This window comes from Candidatus Brocadia sp. (assembly GCA_021646415.1).
Classification (GTDB): Bacteria; Planctomycetota; Brocadiia; order Brocadiales; family Brocadiaceae; genus Brocadia.
This window is the reverse complement of sequence record SOEU01000005.1, coordinates 61680-75040: the sequence shown is the minus strand read 5'-3', so window position 1 is coordinate 75040 and position 13361 is coordinate 61680. Positions and strand designations below refer to the sequence as shown.

The 13361-nt window shown below is 43.1% G+C and carries 11 protein-coding genes and 1 riboswitch; of the genes, 7 read left to right on the top strand and 4 right to left on the bottom strand.

Annotated elements, in window-relative coordinates; genetic code table 11:
- The first annotated feature begins 65 nt into the window (after positions 1 to 65).
- Entirely contained in the window at positions 66 to 2075 is a 2010-nt protein-coding gene (locus tag E3K36_05925; GenBank protein MCF6154784.1) for an ABC transporter ATP-binding protein, read from the top strand.
- Positions 2076 to 2225: 150 nt separating this feature from the next.
- On the opposite strand, the gene E3K36_05920 is transcribed toward E3K36_05925, so the two are convergent.
- Positions 2226 to 3203 (bottom strand): alpha/beta hydrolase, encoded by a 978-nt coding sequence (locus E3K36_05920; protein ID MCF6154783.1) that lies wholly within the window; start codon positions 3201 to 3203, stop codon positions 2226 to 2228.
- A gap of 229 nt (positions 3204 to 3432) precedes the next feature.
- Between E3K36_05920 and E3K36_05915 the strand changes: the two genes are divergently transcribed.
- Both E3K36_05915 and queC read left to right on the top strand, forming a co-directional pair.
- Entirely contained in the window at positions 3433 to 4068 is a 636-nt protein-coding gene (locus E3K36_05915; GenBank protein ID MCF6154782.1) for a radical SAM protein, read from the top strand.
- Between the two features lie 6 nt (positions 4069 to 4074).
- Complete coding sequence (queC, locus tag E3K36_05910) at positions 4075 to 4746, top strand: 7-cyano-7-deazaguanine synthase QueC (GenBank protein ID MCF6154781.1); 672 nt, start codon at positions 4075 to 4077, stop codon at positions 4744 to 4746.
- 52 nt (positions 4747 to 4798) lie between these two features.
- On the opposite strand, the gene E3K36_05905 is transcribed toward queC, so the two are convergent.
- From E3K36_05905 to proC, 3 genes are all read right to left on the bottom strand, one after another.
- Entirely contained in the window at positions 4799 to 6577 is a 1779-nt protein-coding gene (locus tag E3K36_05905; protein MCF6154780.1) for an SLC13 family permease, read from the bottom strand.
- 91 nt (positions 6578 to 6668) lie between these two features.
- Positions 6669 to 8681, bottom strand: a complete 2013-nt coding sequence (tkt, locus tag E3K36_05900) for a transketolase (protein ID MCF6154779.1) — start codon at positions 8679 to 8681, stop codon at positions 6669 to 6671.
- A 15-nt stretch (positions 8682 to 8696) separates the two neighbouring features.
- A complete protein-coding gene (proC, locus tag E3K36_05895; protein ID MCF6154778.1) occupies positions 8697 to 9512 on the bottom strand; it encodes a pyrroline-5-carboxylate reductase in 816 nt (271 codons plus the stop codon).
- A 299-nt stretch (positions 9513 to 9811) separates the two neighbouring features.
- Positions 9812 to 9928: riboswitch (cyclic di-GMP riboswitch) on the top strand.
- A gap of 11 nt (positions 9929 to 9939) precedes the next feature.
- Here proC and E3K36_05890 point away from each other — a divergent pair.
- The 4 genes from E3K36_05890 (at position 9940) to E3K36_05875 (ending at position 13305) form a co-directional block, all read left to right on the top strand.
- On the top strand, positions 9940 to 10590 hold the full coding sequence (locus E3K36_05890) for a hypothetical protein (protein MCF6154777.1): 651 nt from the start codon (positions 9940 to 9942) through the stop codon (positions 10588 to 10590).
- A 242-nt stretch (positions 10591 to 10832) separates the two neighbouring features.
- Positions 10833 to 11051 carry a hypothetical protein gene (locus tag E3K36_05885; protein ID MCF6154776.1) on the top strand — a complete coding sequence of 73 codons (219 nt, stop codon included), beginning with the start codon at positions 10833 to 10835 and terminating at the stop codon, positions 11049 to 11051.
- An 885-nt stretch (positions 11052 to 11936) separates the two neighbouring features.
- On the top strand, positions 11937 to 12380 hold the full coding sequence (locus E3K36_05880) for an NfeD family protein (protein ID MCF6154775.1): 444 nt from the start codon (positions 11937 to 11939) through the stop codon (positions 12378 to 12380).
- A 10-nt stretch (positions 12381 to 12390) separates the two neighbouring features.
- The gene (locus E3K36_05875; protein MCF6154774.1) at positions 12391 to 13305 is read left to right on the top strand and encodes an SPFH/Band 7/PHB domain protein; all 915 of its coding nucleotides are present in this window, start codon (positions 12391 to 12393) and stop codon (positions 13303 to 13305) included.
- The last annotated feature ends 56 nt before the right edge of the window (positions 13306 to 13361 follow it).

Sequence of the window (13361 nt, the reverse complement as noted above, 5' to 3'; positions counted from 1 at the left end):
AATACACAACCCTCAGCACATGCTAAGGTTTGTAAAACGATGTTTTTCCCTTATAATAGTTACGTATGAAAAAAGACATTTCTTCTAAAAACACCTATATCAGACTGCTGGGTTATCTAAAGCCTTATTGGCATAAATCAGTAATTATTCTTATCCTCTCGGCTGTAAGCGCTTATGTTGCTGTCTTACCGACCCAGATATTGGGCATTGCGGTGGATGAGATCAAGATAGCTGACAAATTTATAAAAACGATACCCGGCAATCCATCTGAGGAAAACCCATCCGATAAAACTTACCTTTATGAACAAAAGAACCCTATCCCACTCTCGAAACCTTTACTAACTGCCTCCCGTTCTATTTATAAGCATTGGTTTGAAGGTTATAATTCTACTATCGTTACGCTGGTCTTTCTTGCCGTGAGTTTTATCCTCATGCATACCTTTCATAGCGGTATTACTCTGGCACACGGCTTCATTACTTCCGAATTAGGACAGAGGCTCATTTATGATATGCGGAATCAACTCTACAGCCATATCCAGCGATTCCCCCTACAATATTTTGAAAATACGAAGACCGGTGATATCATGAGCCGTCTCATGAATGACGTTAATTCCCTGGAACAGGCAGTTGTGGGTCCTGTTATTACCTTTATTACCGACATGTTTAAATTTGGCTGGATACTGTATTTTTGCTTAAAACTCGACTGGCAACTCACCAGTATTGCCTTATTTGTTTGCCCTTTTATCTCTTTATGTACCTATAATTTTGGGAAAAGGATCAGAAAGGTCTTTCGCTCCCTGAGGGACAAGACGGCTGAACTGAACTCTCTCATTCAGGACAATATCTCCGGTATCCGGGTTATTGCTGGATTTGCGAAAGAGGCCGAAGAAATGGGACGTTTCCGGAATAAAAACTATGAGAACTACAACCTCTACGTTCGCATATTGAAACTTGTTTCAGCATTAAGGCCCATTGTAGACCTGATAACCGAGACGGGGGCCGTGGTCGTCATCTGTCTCGGTGGATATAAGGTACTTCAGGGACAACTCTCTGCGGGCACCTTTGTAATATTCTTTCCCTATCTCCAGATGATGTACAGTCCCATTACCGGTCTTACACGCTTTTACAATCAAGTGCAACGTGCCATCGCATCCACCGAGCGCATCTTTGAGATACTGGATACGCCGTGCGATTTGAAAGATGCCCCCAATGCTATTGATTTGCCGCCCGTGCGTGGTGTAGTTGAATTCAAACATGTCTACTTCAGGTATAATCCGGATACAGAAGTCCTGAGAGGCATCAATATCACTGCGCGCCCCGGCCAGATGATTGCCTTTGTGGGCCCCAGCGGTAGCGGTAAGACCACCCTTACAAAACTCATCCCCCGATTCTATGACCCGACGAAGGGAGGGATTTTCATTGATGGTTATAATATCAGAGAAGTCAAACTCCACTCCCTGCGCAAGCAAATGGCCATGGTACTCCAGGAATCTTTTCTGTTTAATGATACGGTAAAGGCGAATATTGCTTATGCCCGATCCGATGCAATGGATAAGGAAATTGAAGAAGCTGCCCGTGCTGCTAATGCACATGATTTTATCGTTGAATTGCCGAAGGGGTATGATTCCGTGATCGGCGAACGCGGCGTGAAACTCTCCGGTGGACAAAAACAACGCATCGCCATTGCCCGTGCCATCCTCGCCAATCCCCGGATACTCATCCTGGACGAGGCCACATCATCTGTTGATACAGAGACCGAACAACTCATCCAGAATGCCATCTACCGATTGGTAAAAAACCGGACAACATTCGTCATAGCACACCGGTTATCGACCATATTACATGCCGATTTGATCGTGGTCCTGGAGAAGGGGAGGATTGTGGAAACAGGACTCCATCATGAACTTCTTGCAAATGGAGGGCTCTATAAAAAACTCTTTGAGATGCAGTTCGATACTCAGGAAAAGGTGAAGTTAGAAGGGGCTGAAACAGGGTTTGCAAAGGCGGAAGTAGTTGTAGCACATGAACCCGCTATCGATTTAAATGAGACTCCCCAACACCCTAAGTGGTCATAAAATTTGCAACCAGTTTCATGTCAAAGTTAAGCCATATATCCAGCGATAACAATATGCCGATCACTTGTTACTTTTAACTGGAGATGATCTAATTTCGCCGCTTTCACTTGTTCACGTATTTCTTCTACTTCGAGTATTCGTTCCATGAAACTACTGCGGAGCGAGTTTTTGCAAGGCCAGGACTTTCCTGTCAACGCCGCGGAGGATTTGTCGCATGAGTTTTATTGTTTTGGGCTCGTCGAAATATGCTGAATGGATGTTATCCGCGTCCTTAGAAATTAACGTTGTACAATCTACATCCCAGACGTTATCGGGAATTGGATATGTGCGATCCAATCCGCTGCGGCCGAGACGGCGTTTGCCAAAATGCTTGAGACCTGCCGACATGCCAAGCACATTATCGCGACCGGTGAAAAGCGCTGTAACCCGATAGGTAAGGTTTGCAATTGCGTCACCATCACTTTTATCAATTTCTTCCCCGCTTTTAAACAGATCATTGTCTACATCCGCCGCCACCATCAATAATTGGTTGACGAGAGAGACGAGCAGGGGTTGGTTTTTACGGGTCCAGGTATACTGCATGGCATTCTGAAGCACGTAATTACCCATACTATGAGCAATCACTGAGACCTTCGCACGGCAAGATTGTGTCCGATCTTCAATGGCGGCTTTTTGTTTCTCCAGCATCCAATCGTAGAGCGCATTCAACACCTCTGAAAGGTCTGGCGCACATTTACGGGCATCCATCCGGTCCGGATAGTATCCTAACACAAATCCATCCGAAGGCCAGCTAAACAGGATGCACAAACCTAAACCCTGATTACCCTCAAACAATTTGGCGTTTAGCGATTCGTATCTTTGTGCCGCATCTTTCCAATCGTTGTTGTATCCATGAACGAAGATGGAGACGTGTTTCTGGTCTTCGTGCCTTTCCGGATCTAAAATTAAAGGAAATTTATCAGCTGCCTTAATCAGTTCCAATTGAAACTGATTGCCGGTCACCTGCTTCCAATTTTTGAATTTATCAAGAGGTCCTCCTTCGCTGATCCAGTAAGTCCGCGGTGCCAGATTTGGGCCGAAGCCGTCATTCTCCACATTGCGATTCGTGATCATCCAGTATCTCGACATAGGTTCTCCTTTCTAAAATAGTTAATCTGATATAGATTAGTGTTGGGTTTGGCCCATGCTTTATTCAACGTACATGACTGTATAGGTAGAACAACTAATTGTATTATTTGGTTATATAGTATATTTAAATATACAAAGATAATAAATAGAATTATCTATTGGCAATTCCATATGAAAAAAATGATAATGCACTTGAGATGCGTGAAAAATCCAATAAAATTAGTGATATATGAAAATAAATGAGATATTTAAGAGTATCCAGGGAGAGACGTCATATGCCGGTATGCCGTGCACCTTCATACGCATAACGGGATGTAACTTACGGTGCAGTTACTGTGATACCACCTATGCATATGAAGAAGGGACGGAGGTGTCGATTGGCTCAGTCCTTGGTCGTGTTGCTGGATTCAAAACGAAATTGGTTTGCATAACTGGTGGTGAACCTCTATCAGATAAAGATATGCCGTTATTAATAGGTGAATTGCTCGATAAAAAGTATACGGTTTTAGTGGAAACAAACGGTAGTTACGACATCCGTATAATTCCACAAGAAGCCATAAAAATTATGGATATTAAGTGCCCAGATAGCAACATGAGTCATTTGATGCACTGGCAAAATATTAACTATCTTGCGAAATCTGACGAGGTAAAATTTGTCTTAAATTCCCGAAGTGATTACGAATGGGCAAAAGAAGTGATAGAGAAATATCGTTTATCCGAGATTACCAATGTATTGATGGGAACCGTCTTTGATGGCATCGTGCCGAGAACGGTTGCCCAATGGATCCTGGAAGACAACCTCCATGTCCGATTTCAACTGCAACTCCACAAATATATCTGGGAACCACAAACACGGGGGGTTTAACATTACATGAAGGATTTAGCCATTGTGCTGGTGAGTGGTGGCATGGACAGCTGCATAACTGCTGCCATTGCGCATACACAGTATCAACTTGCACTCTTACATATTAACTACGGTCAGCGCACAGAATCGAGGGAGCTTAAGGCCTTTAACGATATTGCATCATATTACAACATCCCCAAAGACAGAATCCTCATATCAAATATTGACTATCTCAGCAAAATCGGGGGATCGAGTCTGACAGACCCGCGCATGAACGTACAGGATGCACAAGTAGATACCAAAGAAATTCCTACCTCGTATGTCCCCTTCCGAAATACACACTTACTGGCAATTGCCGTCTCCTGGGGTGAGGTTATTGGCGCGTGGAAGGTATTTATCGGCGCTGTGGAGCAGGACAGCCCCGGCTATCCCGATTGCAGGCCCATCTATTATGAGGCCTTTAATAAACTCATCAAGGTGGGTACAAGGCCAACAACCTGTATCGAGGTAGAAACGCCCCTGATACACAAGAGCAAATCAGAGATTGTAAAAATGGGCGTATCTTTACATGCCCCCCTCCACTTCAGCTGGTCCTGTTACAAAAATACCGATAAGGCGTGTGGACAATGTCACAGTTGTTTCTTACGTCTGAAGGCCTTTAAAGAAGCCGGTGTTAAAGACCCGATTCCTTATGTTTAATTTATAATGTGACGAACTTTTAAAATATTAAATTAATACGGGAAAAGGGTCATCAAAAATAGAAGTAATAGACCAAAAAAATAGTAATTATGCCAATGAGGCACTGTAATGGAATGCCAATTTTCAGGTAGTCTTTAAACCTGTAGCCACCCGGTCCGTACACCATTAAATTCGTTTGATAACTAATTGGTGTTGCAAAACTGGCTGAGGCGGCAAAAAGGACTGTGAGGGCAAAGGCACGACTCTCAGCATGAATTGTCGAGGCTGAAGAAATAGCTATAGGGAACAGTATTGCAGCGGCTGCATTATTGGTGATGAAGAGAGTATAAAAACTCGTCATTATATAAATACTTGTTAAAACGCCTATTACACCAAAATGACAGCCAATCCTGGCGATTCCGTTGGCCAATAACTCTGCAAGCCCAGATTCTTCAATTGCCGTTGCGATGCCCAGGGACATAGCAATAATAATGAGTGTCCGCCAGTCTATCGCCTTTCTTGCTTCCGCCATTCGTATCGTCCGTGTTGCCATCAGGATAATTACTCCTAAACCTGCTGCAGATAACAATGGAAGTACTTCCAGGATGGTTAACAGGATTGTTAGCAAAAATACACCAAGAGACAAATATCCCCGCCACTGTGGCTTGGAAGGTAATGTTTCTGCATCTGCAATAAGATAAAAATCGTTTGAATGGTACCATTTCTTACGGAAATTCTTTCCTGCCAGTAACAGTAATGTATCACCTGGCCGTAAGCTTATGTTACCGATTTTCTTCTGTATCCGCTCTCCATGACGATGGATGGCAATGATAACTGCCTCGTATTTGGCCCGAAAATCACTTTCACGAACCGTTTTTCCAACTAAGGGAGAGCCGGGGGATACGACAGCTTCAAAGGTATTTATCACGGCAGAATCATATTGCTTTAAATCAAAATGGGAATCCTGTATCAATTGCAAGCCAGGTAACTTTTGTAATTCTAATATCATTTTCGGTATGCCTGTAAAAAACAGCCGATCACCTAACAATAGTTTCTCGTTTGGTTCTGCCGGCGCAATAATCCGACCCCTGCGTTCTATCTGAAAAAGGAATAAACCTTGCAAATGCCTCAATCCTGCACCTTCAATTGTTTTCCCTATATTTTCATATTCTGGTGTAACTTTCAGTTCGATAACAAATTCTCTGGTATGTTCTCCCAGTTCAACCAAGGGGTCTTTCCGGTTAGGAAGCAATCGGTGACCTAGAAAACTAATGAATAAAATACCCAGAAGAGCAAGCGGTATCCCAATCTTGGAAATTTCAAAAAAAGATATTCCTTTCATTCCTGAATCGATCATTAGCCCGTGAACGATCAAATTGGTGCTTGTGCCAATCAGGGTACACGTTCCCCCCAGAATTGCTGCGTAAGACAGGGGAATCAGGTACTTGGAAGATGCATAATGATGTTTTTCTGCCCAGGAACGTATAACCGGAATAAACATTGCCACAACCGGAGTATTATTAATAAATGCAGAAACAACAGACACCGGGAATAAAAGCCTCAGGAGTTTGCGGGAATCGCCGGTATTTTTTTTGCCAAAAATGATATGGGTAACCTGATTGAGCATACCGGTATTACTAAAAGCCCCAACTACCACATACATCAGTGCAATGGTTAACATCCCCTCGTTGGAGAACCCAACGAACGCCTCTTTCAGTGTGATAACCTTCCCAATAATAAGGAGCAGTAAAGTCGAAAAAATGACCACTTCTATTTCCAGCACCTCCTTGAAAAGGAGGATGCTCATAATGAGCAGTAAGGCAGCTGTATACCAGATTTCAAATCCAAGCATGATTTATTTTGTAACCACAAAGACACAAAGAACACAAAGATAAAACATATTCTTTTGTATACTCCGTGCCTGTGTAGTTATTCCATTTATTTTAAATACCCCATTTTTTATTAATTTCATTCAAGATATTTTTTGCCGTAAAACCAAAGTGCTCGGCTAATGTTTTTGCTGGTGCAGAGGTACCGTATCGATCAAGCCCAATGATAAGACCATCCAATCCAACAAATTCATACCAATCGCTTTTTGCCGCGGCTTCAATGGCTACCCGTTTCTTGCATGTGGGTGGCAGTATGCGGTTCTTATATTCATCAGGGTTTGATCTGAACAACTCAAAGCAAGGTACACTGATCAGCCTTGCCTGGATCCCTTTTCCTTGTAATTGTAATGTGGCTTCAAGGGCAATAGAGACCTCTGATCCCGTTGCCATGAGAATAATCTCGGGAGATTTTGCCGAATCCTTCAATATATAAGCACCATATTTTAGTTGACTGTGTGACGGATAGATAGAGCGGTTGATTACCGGGATGTCCTGACGGGTCAGGATCAGCGCCGTTGGACCGCTTTTGTGATTGAGTGCCGCTACCCAGGCTGCTGCTGTTTCGGTGGCATCTGCTGGTCTTATCACGTGAAGGTTAGGGATTGCACGCAGGGATGGCAGATGTTCAATGGGCTGGTGGGTGGGTCCATCTTCTCCGAGAAAGATACTATCGTGGGTAAACACATAGATAACCTGGATCTTCATCATGGCGGCTAGCCGGATAGTGGGTCGCATATAATCAGAGAACATCAGAAAGGTTGAGCCAAAGGGAATAATTCCCCCGTACAGCGCCAATCCGTTTAAAACACTGCCCATGGCGTGTTCCCTGACCCCAAAATGAATATTTCTCCCGGCGAATTTCTCTTTGTCCAGAGAAGGTGCACTTTTGATGTAGGTCTTTGTGGATGGGCAAAGGTCAGCAGAACCACCGATAAAAGAGGGTATCTGTTGTGCAATCACCTGCATCATCTCACCGGAGGCTGAGCGGGTGGCCATCGAATCCTTCCTGATAGTTTTGAATAATTCAGATTCCAGATTGTCAGGGATTTCTTTTTTAAAGTAGTCATCCCAGAATTGGGATAGATTTGGGTCTTCTTTGATAGAGGTATTGAACCGTGATTGCCAGATTTCATATTCTCCTTTTAGTTCGATTACACGAGCCTCACAAAGTTGTTTTACTTCGTCCGGGATGGAGAATGCCGGGCTTTTTGGCCAGCCAAGTTTTTCCTTTGTTAATTCGAGTTCTTTAGCACCCAGCGGTTCGCCATGCGCGGCGGCAGTATCCTGTTTGTTGGGGCTTCCTTTACCAATGTGGGTCCTGGCAATGATCAGGGAAGGTCTCTCTTTTTCATTCCGTGCTGCCTCGATGGCTGCAGCAATTTCGTTATGGTTATGCCCGTCAATCTTAAAAATCCGCCAATTATACGCCTCAAAACGTTTTGCAACGTCTTCAGTGAAGGTAAGAGATGTATTTCCCTCAATGGAGATTTGATTGCTATCGTAAATATAGATAATATTGGAAAGGCCAAGGTGTCCGGCGAATGAGGCGGCCTCAGAGGTAATCCCTTCCATCATGTCCCCGTCACTTACAACCCCGTAAATGTGGTGATCGAAAATAGTTCTGCCGTCTCTGTTAAATCGTTCTGCCAGTATTTTTTCAGCCAATGCCATACCCACCCCGTTTGCAAATCCCTGTCCTAAAGGTCCCGTAGTAACTTCTACTCCCGGTGTATGTCCATATTCAGGATGGCCGGGTGTCTTGCTCCCAAATTGTCGGAATTGTTTTATGTCGTCTAATGACAAATCATATCCGAAGAGATGGAGTAATGCATATAACAACATGGAACCGTGACCTGCAGAAAGGATAAATCGGTCTCGATTGGGCCATTGCGGGTCTTTCGGATTAAACCGCAGGAATTGCATCCAGAGGACAAAGGCGATGTCGGCAAATCCCATAGGGAGACCGGGATGGCCTGATTGAGCCTTTTCAACGGCGTCTGCGGAAAGCATTCTTACGGTGTTTACGGCAAGGTCAATTTTGTTTCTATCAATCTTATGTATCAGCATCTATAACTCCTCTGTTTATAATAATTCACCTAATTTCTTCGATTTTAAGGTGGCAGCCTCAACGGCGTTTATCATGGCTGATCTGAGGCCGCTGTCTTCCAATTTGCTTATCCCTTCAATGGTTGTTCCACCGGGCGAGGTCACGGCATCCTTGAGCTGTGCGGGGTGTTGTCCTGTTTCCAGCACCATTTTTGCTGCCCCCAGTACGGTTTGTGCTGCAAGTATGGTGGCCACATCCCTTGGTAAACCCATCTTGACGCCACCATCAGACAATGCCTCAATAAACATGTAGACGTATGCAGGGCCACTTCCGCTCAATCCTGTTACAGCATCAAGATACTTTTCATCCAGTTGGAATACCCTTCCAACGGCGTTAAACAGATGAAACACCAATTGTCCGTCTGCATCCGTGGCGCATTTACCCAGAGCGAAGGCAGTGGCCGAGGCGCCTATCAGACATGGGGTATTGGGCATCACCCGGATGATTCGAATACCCGCCTGCAATCTGGATTCAATAAATCGGATAGGGATACCTGCCGCAATAGACACCACTAAATGCCGGGGGGTGATGTCATTTTTTAAATTGCTGAGTACTTCGTTCATCATTTGTGGTTTTATGGCTAATATAATAACATCAGCGAAGGAGACAACGTCTTTGTTGTTTTGGGTAGTCTTTATACCAATTTCCTTGTTTAAAAGTTTGCATCGTTCCGCAATCACATCGCTTACCATGATATTATCAGGGGTATTTAATTTGGCATTGATAATACCCTTGCTCAATGCTTCTCCCATCTTCCCGCCACCGATAAACCCAATTTTTTCTTTTACCATGATGGATGTTTCCTTTTTACGTAATTTTCTAATTATTTAAACCGGTAATTCAATGCCCAAGGAACTTCATGTTGCCGCCTCCCCCTCATTGAGAGGGACACGGGGGTGGCACGAAGGTTTTCTTTCTGACTTTGTGTCTGGTGGCATAAAAAATTGCCCGGATATCATAGCATTTTCATTCTGTTGAATTCTATATCTTTTTATCTTTGCTTTGCATCATTTTATATTTTTACTTGACATAAATTAGTTTTCCTGTGTTTAATAAGGCAAAATACAATATAAGCCGATATATAAAAACATGACGATAAAGGCAAACCCTGAGTGGTCAGGGGGACGCAAAGTAAAGGGTCCTTGTAAGCTGTTTAAACGATTTAAACTGTTTAAACGGCTTAGGGAAAGATAGCCTTACTGCCGAAGATGTTTTTGAATGAATATCTTTGCGGTAAGGCATTTTTATTTTAGCTTATTCTGGTTATTCCAAATAAGCAAGAAAGATAGCCGTATAAACATGGTTCAAATCGATATACCGATAGCATTTGCCATAGGCCACATCTTCGCTGATGCAGCCCGGAAACAATTACTGACCCGAAGGCCGGAGTATTACCTGAGCGCATTGGTAAAGAATAACTTGTTCCACATATTCTTTTTCAGTTGGATTCCCGTTTATTTCCTTGTGAATTACTTTGGCTGGGAAACCACTCATATGTGGTGGCATAAGGATTCGGTGACAGATTACCCTTTCTTTCTGTCCATATTTCTCCTGGCATTCTTTTTCGCTGCAAACAGTGGGTTCTCTATTTCAACATTCCTGATACGAAAGAACAAGCTTTCCTGGGTGAGAATCACATATGTGAGTATTTTTATTTATGCCTTCCTGTGGGTATTTGGCCTTTGGGGGAGGACAAGCTATCTTGGTTCTTATCATGAATGGGTTCAGGGGACAGCTAAAAGGGTATGGGATATATCAGGAGGAGAAACCTTTATCTACATGCTCTTTTTTACTCTGGTTGTATGGTTTGTATCCCTTATTTTTTTCATTCTCAGTCTTCGTTCTGAAGGAAAGCATCTTGATACATAAACCAGTATATTAGGCGCTTAGTAAAAATATTTATGGGTCATCGGAAGTACCCGAGCGTACACCTGAAGCAACAGATCATGACGGAATGCAAACAAAATATACCATCTGATGTAACCTTTGTATTTGGTCAAAACCCCTAATACTTTTCAAGAACGATATGGTGTTTAAAGAATATCAAGGCTGGATGAATGTGTATAACACCGGGGGTTGGGTGGTAGATACCATAGAGACCCAACCATTCCATGATGGTGCAATGTGCTTATCGACGAGGACCTGAATGCCGTCTCGTTTGGTTGTATAATGAAAATGCTAACCCAGTGGCATATCCGGTAAAGATTAAGGAAGCCGCACATGCAGACGTGGCACCCATTCCGTTTCACAAACGGATTGCAGGATTGGTTGATCCGGCAAAGAGACTATGGAAGAAGTTTTTCAAGTATTGTTGCGCGTGTGGTATATGAACGGGTACAACTTTTATGGGCAAGGATACGTGAAAGAGTTAACTCGATTGTATAGGAATTTTCAGTTTATTTATTCGGGTTACAGGGTGGTATGAACGAACTTTGTTTGTCCGTGTTTAACTTGACTATACTATCATTTGTTTATTTGACAAATTCGAAATTCAAATACCAAATGCAGCGAAAAACTTTCTGAGATGATCATCAATCAGATGATCGACTACAAACAAGAGCACTTCCCGGACGACCGAAGAATCATCACAGTAAACAAAATGGATGCGGAAAAAGAGGATATTCCTGGCATAAAATGAGAGATTATCAGGTTTTTCGGTGAATTGAAAACAGCTATAGGCTTCAGCATAGCTCTTTTTTACCCGTAAAAACAAAAAAGCCTTACTGGAAGGATATTCATCAGAAACACCTTCGGCAGTAAGGCTGTCTTATAAGTGGTTTAAACTGCTTAAACGGCTAGCAAGATCCTTTACTTGCGTCCCCTCATCTTAAACGGGAACTATCAATTGTGTCAAGAATAAAAAAGCTGGATATTTTAAAAAATATCTCTTTCGTATAAGCAAAAAATGATACTTGCACTCACACACTGTATGTGATAGACTTTTTTTGTCTTCTACTCCTTCTCTCCTATTGGGAATCTCAAGCATTTCCTATCGCAATATCGTGAAGGGGGCTTCTTTTGTAAATACTACACCATATATTTTGCGATTCACACCCGGCTAGCGGGGTATTTACTTCAGGAATTGGCGCGAAAATAGGGTCAAGTGGGAAACAGTTCAGACCTTCATAACTCAATACTTGTCTCTCATAATTGGCTTTGAAAGATGAATATCTGACCCGCTACCCTCTCATTCATAAAAACGAGGAAATAAAAAAGTGACTCAGATCTGGTGGATATGGATGTCTATTGCTGCCGCTTTTATTATTGGTGAGATATTTACCCCTGGATTTTTTCTTTTGTGGTTTGGTATTGGAGCGGCAGTAGCGGGTATTTTAGCGATCCTGGGATTCGGTATGGGCTGGCAATGGGGCGCTTTTCTCCTTATTGCAAGTGTGCTTTTTGCGATTTCCAGAAGATTTGCGGAACGGTTTACCAAAAAGCAACCGTTGGGTATCGGTGCTAACCGGTATATTGGTGAAAAAGGCGTCGTACTGGAAGAAATCGATACTATAAAAAATACCGGTCTTGTCAGAATAAGAAATGAGAACTGGAGAGCTGATAGCGATACGGGAGAAATAATACCTGTCGGAAAAAAGGTTGAGGTGATAAAGGTGGTTGGAACACACCTTGTGGTCAAAATTTTGAGTGAAGGAGGGTGATATGCAGGAAATGATATCTGCCGAAATACTGGTATTTGCTATCTTAGCAATTGTTGTGTTTGTGATCGCTGCTACCGGAATTAAAATCGTCAGACCATGGCAAAAAGGGCTGATAGAAAGGATGGGAAAATATCAACGTACAGCTGATAGCGGACTTACCGTTATCGTACCTTTTCTGGAGAGAATGCTTAAAGTAGATATGCGGGAACAGGTGGTTGATGTCCCTCCACAGGCAGTAATTACCAAGGATAATGTCGTTGTCGAGGTAGATGCAGTAATCTATTATATGGTTACCGATCCGGTACAGGTTACGTATAATGTCGCCAATTATTACATGGCTGCTACCAAACTTGCGCAGACGAATTTGAGGAATCTCATCGGTGATTTAGCCCTGGACGAATCGCTTACTTCACGAGAGATAATAAACACGAAATTGCGGGAAATTCTTGATACTGCAACAGACAAATGGGGGACCAAGGTAACAAGGGTCGAACTCCAGAGAATAGAACCTCCCAAGGACGTTACGGAGGCCATGCACCGACAGATGAAGGCTGAACGAGAGAGGCGGGCAATGATTCTTGAGGCAGAGGGCCACAAGCAATCAGCAATCCTTAAGGCTGAAGGGCAAGCGGAGGCAATAAAAAAAGTTGCAGAAGCTGATAAATATCAGAAGCTCACAGTAGCCAAAGGAGAGGCCGAGGCAATCCAGACCGTCTTCGAATCCATTCATAAAGGTAGGCCGACAAATGATTTAATCGCGATAAAATACCTCGAATCTCTCCAAAAAATTGCTGATGGCAAAGCAACGAAGGTCTTTTTGCCTTATGAGGCCACGGCTATTCTGGGAAGTATCGCCGGAATTAGTGAACTTTTGAAAGAAAAGCGCGCTTTGGAAAAAGACGAGAAGAAAAATACCGAGAATTGAAAAGTTCGCGAAACAGACGATCTGATCACTCGCCTTACTGCAACTAAGATCGGGCA